The following is a 15,021-nucleotide window of genomic DNA, read 5'->3' on the forward strand; positions in this document are numbered from 1 at the left end:
CGTCTGAAAAACGGTAAAACGGTGCGGCGGTTCAGCTGACTTTCACTACCCCGCGCATCATGCCGTAGTGGCCGGGGAAGGTGCAGTAAAACTCATAGGCACTGCCTGCCGTGAATTTGCCGGTATCGATGACGATGCTGGTTTCCTCGCCGCCGCCGATGAGCTTGGTGGCCGCGATGACGCGGCTGTCGCCGGGTTTGACATAACCGTTGTCGGCGGTGGCGCCGGCACCGTCGGCTACTACGCCGGCGGCATCTTCGGTTTTGGAAATCACGATATTGTGCCCCATGGCGGCAACGGGCATTTTGCCTTTGTGTTTCAGCGTGATTTTAAATTCGGCACAGGCGGCTTTGTCGATGGCGATTTCGTCGGTGTTGAATTTCATATTGTCATCGGATTCCACCACCACTTCGCAGACGGCCGCAGGCGCATCGGCAGCGGGTACGGCGGCCGTGTCTGCTGTGGCGGAGGCGGCAGGCGGTGCGGCGGGTTCCTGTGCGGCCGGAGCGGGAGTTTCCTGCGAGCAGGCGGTCAGTGCGAGTGCGGCGGCAATCAGAGTGAGATAGGTTTTCATGATCATTCCTCGGATTTCGATGGGTTGGAAAGGCTGTTGGTACAATCGGCATCAGTATGCACCCGAAGTCGCGGCGGATGGTTGATACAAATCAAACCGTGCGGCGGAAATTTATTTCTGGTGGCGGTCGGCCAGGCGGCGCAGCCGTTCGGCCAGCTGCGGGTGGTGCGCCAGCCGGTCGGCGGTATGGCGGAACTGCGCCGCAGTTTCGCCGCTCAATGCCAGCCGGTTGGTTTTCGGCGGCATATCGGGTTTGGGTGAGAGTTTGATGCGCACGTCGCGGATATGGCTGTTGAGCGCGTTCAGGCGCGGCAGCAGGGCGGGGGCGAGCATTTTCATGCGCGAGGCGGTGATGTTGTTGGCCGCCAGCAGCACCAGGCAGCCGTTTTCCAGGCAGGCGGTGCGCACATGGGGGCGCAGGTTGGCCGGCAGCAGGGGGGAGATTTGGGCATCCAGTTTGCGCCATTCGTTGGCGGCGGCAAGTAAGAATGCCAGATGGGCGCGCGCATCGGGGTCGTCGTTTCTGCCGACCCGTTTGCCGATAGTCGAAAAATCCATTTTCAGACGGCCTTATGCTTGAAAAAATAATCTGGCGCCGCATTTTGCGCGGCAGTACGTTTCAATGCCCGCCTGTGCTAAAATGCAGGCGTTTATGCCTTTAAAAGATACAGGCTCAGGATATTATGCTTACCAATATTGCCAAAAAACTGTTCGGCAGCCGTAACGACCGCCTGCTGAAACAATACCGCAAAACCGTTGCGCAAATCAATGCGCTGGAAGCGCAGATGCAGGCGTTGTCCGATGAGGAACTGAAAGCCAAAACCGCTGAATTCAGGCAGCGGCTGGCCGACGGCGCAACACTCGACAGCCTGCTGCCCGAGGCGTTTGCCGTCTGCCGCGAAGCATCGCGCCGGGTGTTGGGCATGCGCCATTTCGATGTACAGCTTATAGGCGGTATGGTGCTGCACCACGGAAAAATCGCCGAAATGCGCACGGGTGAGGGTAAAACGCTGGTGGCCACGCTGCCGGTTTACTTGAACGCGCTCTCGGGTAAAGGCGTGCACGTCGTTACGGTCAACGACTATCTGGCACAGCGCGATGCGGCCACCATGGAGCCGCTGTACCGCTTTTTGGGGTTGAGCGTGGGTGTGATTGTCAGCGAGCTGGAACCGTTCCACCGCCAAAGCGCGTACGGTGCCGACATTACATACGGCACCAACAACGAATTCGGTTTCGACTATCTGCGCGACAATATGGTGGCCGACCAATACGACAAAGTCCAGCGTACGCTGAATTTCGCCGTAGTCGATGAAGTCGATTCCATTTTGATCGACGAGGCGCGCACACCGCTGATTATTTCCGGCCAGGCCGACGACAATATCGGCCTGTATCAGGTGATGAACCAAGTCCCGCAGCAGTTGGTGCGGCAGGAAAAAGAAGACGGTGCGGGTGATTTCTGGGTGGACGAGAAAAACCACAGCGTGATTTTGAGCGAACAGGGGCACGAACACGCCGAAGCGGTGCTGACGCAGATGGGGCTGCTGGCCGAAGGCGATTCGCTCTATTCGGCGGGCAATATCGCGCTGATGCACCATCTGATGGCCGCCCTGCGCGCGCATTCGCTGTTCCACCGCGACCAGCATTATGTGATTCAGGACGGCGAAATCGTGATTGTGGACGAGTTTACCGGCCGTTTGATGGCCGGACGCCGCTGGTCAGACGGCCTGCATCAGGCAGTGGAAGCCAAAGAAGGTGTGGAAATCAAGCGCGAAAACCAGACTTTGGCATCGATTACGTTCCAAAACTATTTCCGCCTGTATGAAAAACTGGCGGGCATGACCGGTACGGCGGATACCGAAGCATTCGAGTTCCAAAGCATCTACGGTTTGGAAACCGTGATTATCCCCACTAACCGCCCGATTCAGCGCAAAGACTACAACGACCAGATTTTCCGCTCGGCCGAAGAAAAATACGAAGCCGTCGTCAAAGACATTAAAGCGTGTTACGCAAAAGGCCAGCCGGTATTGGTGGGGACCACCAGCATCGAAAATTCCGAATTGGTGTCGCATCTGCTCAAGCAGGAAGGTATCCCGCACAATGTACTGAATGCCAAAGAGCATCAGCGCGAGGCACTGATTGTGGCGCAGGCGGGTAAAGTGGGCGCGATTACGGTGGCCACCAATATGGCCGGACGCGGGACGGATATTGTGCTGGGCGGCAATGTGAAACACCAAAGCGCGGCAGTGGAGGCCGATGAAACCCTGAGTGCTGAAGAAAAAGCGGCGCGGATTGCCGAGCTGGAAAACGGCTGGCAGGCCGAGCATGACAGTGTGTTGGCCGCAGGCGGCCTGCACATTATCGGAACCGAGCGGCACGAAAGCCGCCGCATCGACAATCAGCTGCGCGGCCGATCCGGCCGTCAGGGTGACCCCGGTTCGAGCCGTTTTTATTTGTCGTTTGAAGATCCGCTGCTGCGCCTGTTTGCCTTGGACCGTGCGGCCGCCATTCTCAACCGTTTGACACCTGAGCGTGGCATGGCGATTGAAGCCGGTATGCTGACCCGCCGAATCGAAGCCTCGCAGCGCACAGTGGAAGGCCGCAACTTCGATATGCGCAAGCAGGTGTTGGAATACGACGATGTCGCCAACGACCAGCGCAAAGTCATCTACCATCAGCGCAACGATATTCTTACCACGCAGGAAATCAGCGCGTTGGCCGGAGAAATCCGCCGCGAAGTGGTGGAAAATCTGGTGGATGCGCATATGCCGCCGGACAGCATGGAAGAGCAGTGGGATTTGGCCGCATTGGAAAACCAGCTTGCAGGCGAGTTCCGTGTTCAGGCCGATATTCAGGGCTGGCTCAAAGCCGACAACACGTTGGATAACGAAGACGTCAAAGCGCGCCTGATGGAGCAGATCGAGCGGGAATATGCCGAAAAATACGATTTGGTGGGCGAAACCAATATGAAAGGTTTCGAGCGCAATGTGATGCTCCAAGTCATTGATACACAATGGCGCGAGCATTTGGCGGCGATGGATTATCTGCGTCAAGGGATTCATCTGCGCGGCTATGCGCAGAAAAATCCGAAGCAGGAATACAAGCGCGAGGCATTCCAGATGTTCCAAAACCTGTGGAGCGGCATCAAGTATCAAATCGCTTCGCTGCTGGTGTCGGTTCAGGTGCAGCGCAACGAAAATCCGGCCGAAGAAACCGCGCCGGCCGAAGTCGAAGGCCGCGCTTTCCAAGCCGATGCGCCGGATATGCAGGAAGTCTTGTCGCAATCGAAAAGCGGTCTGGCTGCCGGTGCGTTTGATCCCAACGGCGGCGAAGATTACAGTCAGGACGGATTGGCGCGGCGCGGCATCGTCATCCACCGCAACGATCCCTGCCCGTGCGGCAGCGGTTTGAAATACAAGCAGTGCCACGGTAAGCTGGCATAAACGCCGCCACGGATAAAAGGCCGTCTGAAAATACGCATCATGCGGTTTTCAGACGGCCTTTTTATACCGGTGCGGACGCTATCGGGAGAGAAGCGGCCGTCATCTGCCGCCGTTTGTTTCGGGCTGGTGCAGCCCGCTTGTCGGTACGTATGCGCCAAGCAGCATAAAACGGTTTGGTGCCCCCTGCATCAAAGTTTTGCGGGGATCAGCGGTAGCAGTAGAAACGGTCTGCCGTGGCGGCTTCGGGCAGCGGCTGCGCCATCAGGTTTAAGGTTTCGCGTTCGATCATGCGCACCAGTGTATCCAGCGGCAAATCGTGGTGGTCGGCACCGAAAGGGTCTTCAAGCTGGTGGCTTAATTCGTCCAGCCCCAGCAGCAGGTAGGACAGAAAACCGACCAGAAACGGCGTCCAGATGCCCATGACCGGTTCCAGACCGAACGGCAGTGCCCAGCAGAAGCAGAATACTGCCCGGTGCAGCAGTACCGAATAAGGAAAAGGCAGAGGGGTGGAAGCGATACGGTCACAGCCTGCCTGAACGTTGCCCATTTCAATCATGTGCCGCTGAATGCTGGTGTAGATGATGTCGCTGATGTCGCCTTTTTGACAGGCGGTGATCAATTTCTGCTGCATGTGTTCGAGTATGCGCTGCGGCGGGTTGGGATCCTGCCGGTATTGGAGAAAGCTGTAGCCGCCCGACCGGCCGTAGGGCAGCAGGTGTGCTTCGGAGGGCGCGGTACCGCGCAGGCGGTGGCGCAGCAGGCTGACAAACAGCAGCATATCGTTTAATAGAGCCTCACGTGCGGGCGGCGGCAGGAAGTGGCTGTCGCGGCTTAAATGGCGGGTATTGGCTACCAATGCTCCCCACAATTTGCGTCCTTCCCACCAGCGTTCGTAGCAGGCACTGTTGCGGAAGCCGAGAAAAATCGAAATGATCACGCCGAACACGGTAAAGCCGACTGCCGGTACGCCGGTTACCGGGTACAGACGGTAGTGGGAGAGCAGCCATGCAACGGTGGATAAAGCCATGACGCCCGAAACCGTGGGCAGCACGCGGGGCAGAATGGTGCCGTGCCAGGCGAACAGCAGGCGGAACCGGTTGTCTTTGTTCCGAACAATCATAATGTGTTTTGCGTATGGGCCGTCTGAAAGCGGCGGTAAAAAAACAGGCAGGTTCGGCCTGCCTGCGGTTCTGAATCCGTTAAGACGGCCTTTGGATCATCCAGCTTTCGATACTGCGCGCATCATTGACGCGCGTGGCGGAAGTGGGCGAATTGAGCAGCACAATGGTTACCGGCTGGCGGTTGACATTGGCTTTGACGACCATCGAACGGCCGGATTCGCGGATATAGCCGGTTTTCTGCATTTCGATGTCCCAGCCTTCGCGTACCAGCGCATTGGAATTGCGGTATTGCTGGAGGCTGCCGTTGGCGGTATAAACCGATGCGGTATTGGACGTACTGTTGCTGCGGATCAGGGGATACTGGCTGGCGGCGGCCACCATTTTGGCCAGATCGCCGGCAGTGGAAACATTGCGGTAGTCCAAGCCGGTCGGTTCGTAGAAGCGGCTGCTGTGCATACCCAGACTCTGTGCTTTCCGGTTCATGGCGGCGACAAATGCACCCATGCCGCCCGGATAGGTGCGGCCGAGTGCGGCGGTGGCGCGGTTTTCGCTCGACATCAGGCTCAAATGCAGCATTTGGGCACGGGTCAGCGTCGTGCCGATGCTCAGGCGGCTGCCCGTACCTTTCAGACGGTCGATTTCCGCTTCGGTAATGGTAATCGGCTCGTTCATATTCAGCCGCGCATCCAGAATCACCATGGCCGACATCACTTTGGAAATCGAAGCGACGGGCATCACGCGGTGCATATTTTTCTGATAAAGAATTTCGCCCGTGCGGTTGTTCATAATCAGCGCGGCCTGCGAAGCCAAGAGCGGGCCGGCGACGGCGGCCTGTGCTTCGACCTGTCCGCTGCGGTCGAGAAACTGGCCCAGCGCATCTTGCTGGGGTGTATTGAAGTTTTGTTCGAGAAACTGGCCCAGGACATCGACATTGGTGTCGGCCGCAGCGGGCAGGGCGGTCAAAAACACGCCCAACCCCAGGCAGGCGGCGGTCAGTTTTTTGAGGATACGCATGATTCTGTGCCTTTCGGTCGGCAAACCCGCAGCCGTCAAGGCTGTGTACCATTGGCGGGTTTGAATGGAAAACTTTTTTATTTTCAAGAAAATTCATTTTCTTGTAAAGCAAAGCCCGCAATCTTTGCAAGGGTTTTCACTGGCATCGGCAGTTTGCGGCGGCGGGAAATTGAACAGGCGGGGTGTCATCTATTATAATCGGCAGTTTTTCGGGCGGCTGCGGCACGCTGACGGCAAGGATAAAGTATGACGACGAAAGAACATATCTGCTCGCTTTGCGGCAAGCACGAAGATGAGGTGCAGCATCTGATTGAGGGGATAACCGGCCGCTATATCTGCGATGAATGCGTGGCGGCTTCCCGGGCGGTGTTGGAAGATGACGGCGAAACGGCAGAGGGTGCCGCTCCTCAGGCCGGTGAGGCTGACGGTGAGGCGGCCGGGACGGGCAGGCTGCCGACGCCGTCTGAAATCGTTGAGAATCTGAATGACCATGTTATCGGTCAGGAATATGCCAAAAAAGCTTTGGCGGTGGCGGTGTACAACCATTACAAGCGGTTGCGCCGCCCCGAAGATTCGGAAAAAGTGGAGTTGTCCAAAAGCAATATCCTGCTGATCGGGCCGACGGGGTCGGGCAAAACCCTGCTGGCGCAGTCGCTGGCGCGCAAGCTCGATGTGCCGTTTGTGATGGCCGATGCGACCACGCTGACGGAAGCGGGCTATGTGGGCGAGGATGTCGAGCAGATTATTACCAAGCTGCTGGGCAAATGCGATTTCGATGTGGAGAAAGCCCAAAAAGGTATTGTATATATCGACGAAATCGACAAAATTTCGCGCAAAAGCGACAACCCTTCGATTACCCGCGATGTGTCGGGCGAAGGGGTCCAGCAGGCATTGCTGAAACTGATTGAAGGTACGGTGGCCTCTGTGCCGCCGCAGGGCGGGCGCAAACACCCGAATCAGGATTTTATCAATGTGGATACCACCAATATCCTGTTTATCTGCGGCGGTGCGTTTGCCGGACTGGAAAAAGTGATCCGCCAGCGTACCGAAAAAGGCGGTATCGGCTTTGGTGCCAGTGTGCACAGTAAAGACGATAATGCGGACATCGGCGAGCTGTTCGGCATGGTGGAGCCGGAAGATTTGATTAAATTCGGCCTGATTCCCGAGCTAATCGGCCGCCTGCCCGTGATTGCCACTTTGGCCGAGCTGGACGAAGACGCGCTGGTCAATATTTTGACCGAGCCGAAGAACGCGCTGGTCAAACAGTATCAGGCACTGTTTGAAATGGAAGGGGCGGAGCTGGTGTTTGAAGACGATGCGCTGCGCAGTATTGCCCGTCTGGCACTGGCGCGCAAAACCGGCGCGCGCGGCCTGCGTTCGCTGGTGGAACGCGCGCTTTTGGAAACCATGTATCTTTTGCCGGGGCTGCCGCAGGTGAAAAAAGTGGTGGTGGGTGCCGATGTGGTGGAAAAAGGCGAGCAGCCGCAACTGTTTACCGCCGAAGGCAGTCTGTACCGTCCCTGATGCGGCGGTGGCCGGGCCGTCTGAAAAAGGCAGCGGGCAGAACAGCCTGCACTGCCGTTTTCAGACGGCCTTTGTTTGAGGGAGACGGCTCTGTGCGGCCGGTGTGATGAAGGGGAAAGCATGAAAGCGACAAACCGGACAGTCGGCGGCGGGGATTACCGCCTGACCGAGCTGGTGCGCCTGTTGGAGTCGCACGGGTATCTGTTCGACAGCGACCCCGCGCTCATCACGGCGCATCTGCGCAACGCTGCCGCAACGGATACGGAAAAACTGGTGCGCCGTGCCCAGATGCTCGACCGCGACGGCCGTTTGGCGGCCGCGCTGGCGCGGGTGGAAAGCAACCGCCGCCGCCTGATCGGGCTGCTGACCCTGTTGTGGTTTGTGTTGGGCGGTGCGGCCGGTTTCGGTTTGATGCAGCAGTCGGGATTGAATTTTTTCGTGCTGCTGACCGGCGTGCTGGGCATGAACAGCCTGATGTTTGTTTTGTGGCTGATGTTTGCGGCGGCGGGACGGAAAACGGCCATGCCGCTGTTGGATCCGGCTTGGCTGGTACGCGGCAGAGATGCGGTCGGTCAGGCTGTGGCGCGGCTGTACGGCGAAATGTGGCAGCGGCCGCAGGCGCAGTGGCAGGCGGGGGCTTTGGGACACCGCTTCTGGCTGGCCAGTTTGGGCGGTATGCTGGGCGCGGTGCTGCTGTTGCTCAGTGTGCGCCAATATACCTTCAACTGGGAAAGTACCCTGTTTTCAGACGGCCATTTTGCCGCGCTGGTGTTGCTGCTGGGCTGGCTGCCCGCGAAGTTGGGCTTTCCTGTGCCCGATGCGGCGGCGGTGGCGGCGAGCAGGCAGGCGGCCGATGCGGTGTCGGCGGTGCAGTGGGGCGGTCTGTTGGTGGGCAGCATGGTTTGTTACGGCCTGCTGCCGCGTGCGGCGGCGTGGCTGTTTTGCCGGATGCGGGTATCGGCCGATGTGCTGCCGGTATCGCTGCCATATTACCGGCGCATTATCGAAACGTGGCAGCGGCAGGTGGTGGATGCCGATTCGGTTCGGGAACACAGGCCGGCCGTGCAGCCGAAAGCCGTACCGGCCGACGCGCAGCGTTGGGCGGTGGTGCTCGATGCGCCGTGGCCGGATGCAGGCTGGTGGCGGTATGTATTGGGCGAAGAATGGCAGGATCAGGGCGTGGCGGCAGGACGCGGCGATACGGCCGCGCTGAAAGCGGCATTGGCACAAACGCCTGCGCAGCTGCTGATCGGCGTGCGCCTGCACAGCGTGCCCGACCGCGGCACCTTGCGCCGTATCACGGAGCTGGCCGATGCGGCGCAAGGCGGCGCGGTAGTGCAGCTGCTGGCGGAAAAACCGCAGACAGCAGGAGAGGCATCGGCGCATAACGCGTTTTCAGACGGCCTCGAAATCTATATGCAGCAATGGCGGCAGGCTTTGGACGAGCGTTCGCTGCCTTATCTGAATCCGCCTTTTTGGGCAGCAACCCGTCAGGAACAATGATGAAACCGTTGGCTTTGGCCGTTGTCGGCCACACGAATACCGGGAAAACCTCGCTGATGCGTACCCTGTTGCGCGACAGCGGCTTCGGCGAAGTCAAAAACGCGGCCGCCACCACGCGCCATGTCGAGCGCGCCGTCATCGGCGACGGCGGCACGGTGCTGGTGGAGCTGTACGACACACCCGGTCTGGAAGATGCGGGCGGTGTGCTTGACTGGTTGGAGGCGCATACTTCCGCACGGCTGGACGGCGTGGAACGGATTATGCAGTTTCTCGACAGCGAAGCGGCGGCGGGGGATTTCAATCAGGAAGCCAAAGTGCTGCGCCAGATGCTGCAAAGCGACACCGCGCTGTATGTGGTGGACGCGCGCGAACCGGTGTTGGAAAAATACAAAGACGAATTAACCGTTTTGTCGTGGTGTGCCAAACCGGTGATGCCGGTATTCAACTTTACCGGCGGCCGCGATTTGCGCGATTGGACTGAGATGCTGGCACGCCGCCTGCTGCATGTTTACAGCGGTTTCGATACGGTGGCGTTTGATTTTGAAGGCGAAATGCGCCTGTGGGACAATCTGGCTACCATGCTGCCGGACCGCAGCCTGACCGACCGCCTGATGGCGGCGCGCCGCCGCGATTGGGCGGAATTAAACCGCGAAGCGCGGCGAGATATTGCCCATTTTCTGCTCGATGTCGCGGCCTACAAACAGGAAATCGATGTCCAAGAACATGCCGAACCCGTCTTACAGCAGATGCAGCAGGCGGTACGCGAAGCGGAACGTGCTTTGCAGCAGCAGCTGTTCCGCCACTACCGCTTTTATCGGCAGGACATCGATAACGGCGAATGGGTGTTGAAGGCTTTCCGCCAAGACCCGTTTGACGGCGAACTGCTGAAACAGTACGGTATCCGCACCGGCAAAGGTGCGGCCGCCGGTGCGCTGATCGGTATGGGGGTGGACATGGCTGCCTTGGGCGGCACGCTGGGGCTGGGTACGGCCTTGGGCAGCATGATCGGCGGCGTACTGCCGAATATGCAGCAGATCGGCGACAAACTCAGCGGCCGCCAAACCCTGCACATCGATCCCGACACCATTCGGCTGCTGGCCGCGCGCGCCATGGATTTATTGGACGCGCTGCAAAAACGCGGCCATGCGGCGCAAACCCCCGTCAGCATCATCAGCGGCCGTGCACCGTGGACAGACAGACGCCTGCCGCCGCAAATCGGCGAGGCCAGGGGGCGCGCCAAATGGTCGGCACTCAATACGGGCGATGCCGAATACAGCCGGCGGGCGCGTCAGGCGGCGGCGGAAGAATTGGCCGAGAAGCTGCCTTGAAGCAGGGCGGCGGCTTGGCCGGCCGATGTCGGCCGTAAAAATGGCAGGTTTGGCAAAAGGCAAAACGAAGGGTGTTGAAATCTTCACCACAGTTGCCATACCTGAAACGGTTGGATTCAAGAATCCGGCCAGCCTGAGGGATACGGCAGGCAGTTTGCTGCGGGCTGTTCCGTTTCGTCCGTGAAAGCAAATGAAAAAATGCATCTTCCCCACTTGGACAGATGGTCAGGCCGTCTGAAAACAGGGTAAATCCGTTGAAGAGGATTTTCTTGATTTTCAGACGGCCGTGCCAGTGTCAAAGCCGCCACCGCCAAGGCCGGATTGCCCTGTGCATCACTGCCGGGCACGGAAAACGGCTGCTGCGATCCCGTCATCACGACGGGCTTGCCGCAATCTGCCAACGCCAGCGCACCGTCATAATGCGGCAGTTTTTCGCGCAACACCGCCAGCCAGTCCCGCCAATTTTCCGCCGTTACCGCCGACGAATCGATTAAAGGCGTGCAGACCCGCCATCGAAATGCAGGCCGTCTGAAAACGGCTTCAAGGCGCGGTTGAGCAAATCCGTTTTGTTGCCTGATGGCTGTTCAGGTAGGTCGGATTCCTGAATCCGATAATTTACGATTTGGGCATGTGGTTTTCAGGCAGCCGGTCGGTCGATGGAAAAAGCGCGGCAGAGACGGCAGAGGTGTTGGAATGCGGACATTTTATTGATGATTTTATTTCGGTTTGGTTCGTATGGCTTACTATTGTTGTGTTTTTGTAAATAAAGCTGTTTTATTGCAAATATCAGAATTTTTTATTGACCCGCATAAAAGCCTTGATGCATAATACGTTTCGTTGAGCAGCAAAGCAGCTGTTTGACAGTTTCTCCTCTATTTCTCCTTTGTAGACTTGGCACACATTTGAAAAAATGTGTGCATTTTTTTTGCCTGTTTTCTGCGCCGTTTTCAGACGGCCTTGCGCTATAATGGCGTGTTGCCGCCGAGTCTGTGGAGAAAATCATTATGCGCCCTTTGCAAATCGAAATCCGTTTGAACCATCTGCGTGAAAATTATCAGACTTTGAAACAAATCCACGGCGGCAAACTGCTGGCGGTGGTCAAAGCCGATGCTTACGGCCACGGGGCGGTACGCTGTGCGCAGGCGCTGGCCGGTATGGCGGACGGTTTTGCTGTGGCCTGTCTGGAAGAGGCGGTGCAGTTGCGCGAAAACGGTATTGATGCGCCGATTGTGCTGCTGGAAGGGGTGTTTGATGCGGCCGAATATGCCGAAGTGGACCGTTTGCGCCTGTGGCCGGTAGTGGGCTGCCAATGGCAGTTGGAAGCTTTGTTGAACCATGATTGGCAGCAGCCTGTCCATGTATGGCTGAAAATGGACAGCGGTATGCACCGTGCGGGTTTTTTCCCCCATCATTATGCTGCGGCTTACACGGCACTCAGGCAAAGCCGCCATGTGGCCGGTATTGTGAAGATGACCCATTTTGCCGCTGCCGATGATGAAGAGCGCGGTATGACCGAAATGCAGATGGAGGCGTTTGATCTGGCGGTGGCGGATTTGCCGGCGGGCGAGACGAGTTTGTGCAATTCTGCCGCGCTTTTGGCTTATCCGCAGGCGCGGCGCGATTGGGGACGGGCAGGGCTGGCGTTATACGGCGCGGATCCGTTTCTGGAAAACGACCCGCGTATCCGTCCGGTGATGCGTATGGTCAGCCGTGTATTCTGCGACCGCGTGTTGCAGCCGCACGAGCCGGTGGGTTACGGGGCGACTTTTTATACCAAGCGTTCGACGCGGGTGGGCGTGGTGGCCTGCGGTTATGCCGACGGTTATCCGCGCTGTGTGCCCAGCGGTACACCGGTGGCGGTGGACGGGGAAAAAAGCCGTATTATCGGCCGCGTGTCCATGGATATGCTGACGGTGGAGCTGAACGGTTCGCACGGCCATGTCGGCAGCGAAGTGGAATTGTGGGGCGATGCGGTGAGCGTCAATGAAGTGGCGGCGGCGGCGGGTACGGTGGCGTACGAGCTGTTGTGCCACGCCAAGCGCGGGCGTTTTGTTTATTCGGAATAAGCCGCCGGTACGGCAAAGGCCGTCTGAAAACCGCGTCACAGGGTTTTCAGACGGCCTTTTGCATAGGAATCAGTCCCGCTTGCCGAACCAGTCCAGCTGCCCGTGCAGCGCGGCGGTCTGTCCGATAACCATCAGGGCGGGAGCCTCGGCGCGTGCGGCCAAATCGGCCAGACGGTCGAGACGGCCGCTGATGACGCTCTGGTTGCGGCGCGTACCGTTGCTGATGATGGCGACGGGCGTGTCGGCGGCGCGGCCGTGGCGGATCAGTTGTGCGGCAATTTCGGCCGCGCGGATGGTTCCCATATACACTGCCAGCGTTTGATTGTTTTGGGCGAAATTCTGCCAAGCGACATCGCTGCCGTCGGCGCGGCAGTGGCCGGTGATAAACTGCACCGATTGGGCATAATCGCGGTGGGTCAGCGGGATACCGGCATAAGCCGTAGCCCCCAGCGCGGCGGTAATGCCCGGCACGATGCGGAACGGAATCCCCGCTTCGGCCAGCACCTGCAATTCTTCGCCGCCGCGCCCGAAAACGAACGGGTCGCCGCCTTTGAGACGCACCACGCGCCGGCCGCTGCGGGCGTGTTCCAGCAGCAGGCGGTTGGTTTCCTCCTGCCGCACCTGATGACCCTGCGCCCGTTTGCCCACGCAGATTTTTTCCGCATCTTTGCGCACCAGCCGCATCACCTCATCACTCACCAGCGCGTCATACAGCACCACATCGGCTGCCTGAATGGCGTGTAGCGCGTGCAGTGTGAGCAGCCCGGCATCGCCCGGCCCCGCGCCGACCAGACACACCGAACCCTGCGGCGGCGTATCGGCAGCCAGCCGCTGTTTCAGTTCGCGGCGGGCATCGTTCAGACGGCCTTGTGCGCAATAATCGGCAAACACCCCGTCGAACAGCTGCTCCCAAAACAGGCGGCGGCGCGCCAAATCGGGCAGGGCGGCTTTCACATCATCACGCGCTTCGGCTGCCAGCTGCGCCATTGTGCCGAACGAAAACGGCACGCATTTTTCGACGGCCTGCCGCACGCGGCGGCTCAATACCGGCGATGTGCCGTTGCTCGACACGGCGATTTGCAGCGGCGAGCGGTCGATGACGGCCGGGGTGATAAACGTGCACAGCTCCTGCCGATCTACCACATTGACCAGCCGCTTGGCGGCTTTGGCGGCCTGAGAAACGTGCCGATTGAGCGTTTCGTCATCGGTAGCGGCGATGACCAGCAGAACATCATGAACCATACCGTCTGCAAATTCGTTTGCCACCCAATTCAGACGGCCTTCGTCTGCCCATGCACGAACTTGACTATTAAGCTTTCGGGCAACCACGCGTACCGAAGCACCTGCTTCCAGCAGCGGCGCGATTTTGCGTTCGGCCACCGTGCCGCCGCCGACCACCAGCACCGGCTCGCCGCGCAAGTCGGCAAATAAAGGAAAATAATTCATTGTCCGCTGTCCGAAAACCGAGAATGCGCCATTGTAGAAGTGCGGTGTGTCGCGGCGGAAAGACTTTTCGCGGCTATCCTTATAACGCAAACTTCTAATCCGTTTTGGAATAAATACTTCACAAAACGCCTTTTACGCCGTCTGAAAACATGATAAAACCGTGTTTTACCGACTCATTCTGAAAGGAGAATGCTGTGAGCGATTTGAAACAGAAATTCGAGCAGGCGCAACAAGATGTGGTGAGCCTGGCCGAGCGTCCCGACAATGCGACCCTGCTGAAACTGTATGCTTTCTATAAACAGGCCACCGAAGGCGATGTACACGGCGACAAACCGGGTACGTTTGATTTGGTGGCCAAGAAAAAATACGCCGCGTGGAGCGAATTGCAGGGTATGTCGGCCGATGATGCGATGACGGGCTATGTGGCCGAAGTCGAGCGGCTGTTGAACGAGGAATAAAAGGACGGAAAGGAACAAAAAAGGCGGAAAGGGTTTCCGCCTTTTTTGTTTGGGCAGCCGGATTTCTGCATCCGAAAATGGCTGTGCAATACTGTTTCGTATGTGACCCAAAGTAGGTCGGATTCTTGAATCCGACGGCTATCTTGCACGGGTTATCCGCGGTGCTTTCGGGAGCGGAAACCATGAGGCCGATGCAGCATGGTTTTGGGCAGACGTTTTTGATGCGGTTGGTATGATGTCGGATTCAAGAATCCGACCTACATCCGACAGCTATTTTTGGCAGGGTGGTTGTGATGTTTTTAGCTGCGGAAACCGTGATGCCCGTTCGAGATGATTTTGGGCGGCCGTTTTTTATGTGGTCATATGATGTCGGATTCGAGAATCCGACCTACATTTGTCTAGGCGGGTTATCTGTCGGATTTCAGACGGCCTGTTTGCTGGGGTGTGGAAAATAGTCCAATGGGCAGGCCGGTAAGTCGGATTCTCGAATCCGGCAGAATGAAGCCGTCTGCTTGGACAACGTAAAAAAACAGCCTGCATCGGCAGG

Annotated in this window: 12 protein-coding genes; 6 read left to right on the top strand and 6 right to left on the bottom strand. The window is 58.3% G+C overall.

Annotated features, from left to right (window positions below; genetic code table 11):
• Positions 1 to 31 precede the first annotated feature (31 nt).
• Together azu and ORY85_RS00010 are read right to left on the bottom strand one after the other, a co-directional pair.
• Complete coding sequence (azu, locus tag ORY85_RS00005) at positions 32 to 574, bottom strand: azurin (protein WP_274570761.1); 543 nt, start codon at positions 572 to 574, stop codon at positions 32 to 34.
• A gap of 111 nt (positions 575 to 685) precedes the next feature.
• On the bottom strand, positions 686 to 1,132 hold the full coding sequence (locus tag ORY85_RS00010) for a DciA family protein (protein WP_274570760.1): 447 nt from the start codon (positions 1,130 to 1,132) through the stop codon (positions 686 to 688).
• Between the two features lie 125 nt (positions 1,133 to 1,257).
• Between ORY85_RS00010 and secA the strand changes: the two genes are divergently transcribed.
• Complete coding sequence (gene secA / locus ORY85_RS00015; RefSeq protein ID WP_274570759.1) at positions 1,258 to 4,014, top strand: preprotein translocase subunit SecA; 2,757 nt, start codon at positions 1,258 to 1,260, stop codon at positions 4,012 to 4,014.
• A gap of 205 nt (positions 4,015 to 4,219) precedes the next feature.
• Here the strand turns inward: secA and ORY85_RS00020 are convergent, their stop codons facing one another.
• On the bottom strand, positions 4,220 to 5,134 hold the full coding sequence (locus ORY85_RS00020) for a bestrophin family protein (protein WP_274570758.1): 915 nt from the start codon (positions 5,132 to 5,134) through the stop codon (positions 4,220 to 4,222).
• A gap of 79 nt (positions 5,135 to 5,213) precedes the next feature.
• On the bottom strand, positions 5,214 to 6,149 hold the full coding sequence (locus ORY85_RS00025; RefSeq protein ID WP_274570757.1) for a serine hydrolase: 936 nt from the start codon (positions 6,147 to 6,149) through the stop codon (positions 5,214 to 5,216).
• Between the two features lie 246 nt (positions 6,150 to 6,395).
• Here ORY85_RS00025 and clpX point away from each other — a divergent pair, with 246 nt between their 5' ends.
• The 3 genes from clpX to ORY85_RS00040 all read left to right on the top strand — a co-directional run bounded on the left by clpX (position 6,396) and on the right by ORY85_RS00040 (position 10,504).
• Entirely contained in the window at positions 6,396 to 7,673 is a 1,278-nt protein-coding gene (gene clpX / locus ORY85_RS00030; RefSeq protein WP_274570756.1) for an ATP-dependent Clp protease ATP-binding subunit ClpX, read from the top strand.
• Between the two features lie 120 nt (positions 7,674 to 7,793).
• Positions 7,794 to 9,176 carry a DUF2868 domain-containing protein gene (locus tag ORY85_RS00035; protein WP_274570755.1) on the top strand — a complete coding sequence of 461 codons (1,383 nt, stop codon included), beginning with the start codon at positions 7,794 to 7,796 and terminating at the stop codon, positions 9,174 to 9,176.
• Positions 9,173 to 10,504, top strand: coding sequence for a DUF3482 domain-containing protein (locus ORY85_RS00040; protein ID WP_274570754.1), 1,332 nt, complete (start codon positions 9,173 to 9,175; stop codon positions 10,502 to 10,504). The genes ORY85_RS00035 and ORY85_RS00040 overlap by 4 nt, the downstream gene beginning before the upstream one ends.
• Before the next feature lie 116 nt (positions 10,505 to 10,620).
• Here the strand turns inward: ORY85_RS00040 and ORY85_RS00045 are convergent, their stop codons facing one another.
• Entirely contained in the window at positions 10,621 to 10,878 is a 258-nt protein-coding gene (locus ORY85_RS00045; RefSeq protein WP_274570993.1) for a hypothetical protein, read from the bottom strand.
• A gap of 630 nt (positions 10,879 to 11,508) precedes the next feature.
• On the opposite strand from ORY85_RS00045, the gene alr reads away from it, so the two are divergent.
• Positions 11,509 to 12,570, top strand: a complete 1,062-nt coding sequence (alr, locus tag ORY85_RS00050; protein ID WP_274570753.1) for an alanine racemase — start codon at positions 11,509 to 11,511, stop codon at positions 12,568 to 12,570.
• 69 nt (positions 12,571 to 12,639) lie between these two features.
• Here alr and cysG read toward each other — a convergent pair whose 3' ends face one another.
• Positions 12,640 to 14,016 (bottom strand): siroheme synthase CysG, encoded by a 1,377-nt coding sequence (gene cysG, locus ORY85_RS00055; RefSeq protein WP_274570752.1) that lies wholly within the window; start codon positions 14,014 to 14,016, stop codon positions 12,640 to 12,642.
• A 194-nt stretch (positions 14,017 to 14,210) separates the two neighbouring features.
• On the opposite strand from cysG, the gene ORY85_RS00060 reads away from it, so the two are divergent.
• The gene (locus tag ORY85_RS00060; protein ID WP_274570751.1) at positions 14,211 to 14,474 is read left to right on the top strand and encodes an acyl-CoA-binding protein; all 264 of its coding nucleotides are present in this window, start codon (positions 14,211 to 14,213) and stop codon (positions 14,472 to 14,474) included.
• The last annotated feature ends 547 nt before the right edge of the window (positions 14,475 to 15,021 follow it).

It is taken from the genome of Neisseria leonii (genome assembly GCF_028776105.2).
GTDB classification, from domain to species: Bacteria; Pseudomonadota; Gammaproteobacteria; order Burkholderiales; family Neisseriaceae; genus Neisseria; species Neisseria leonii.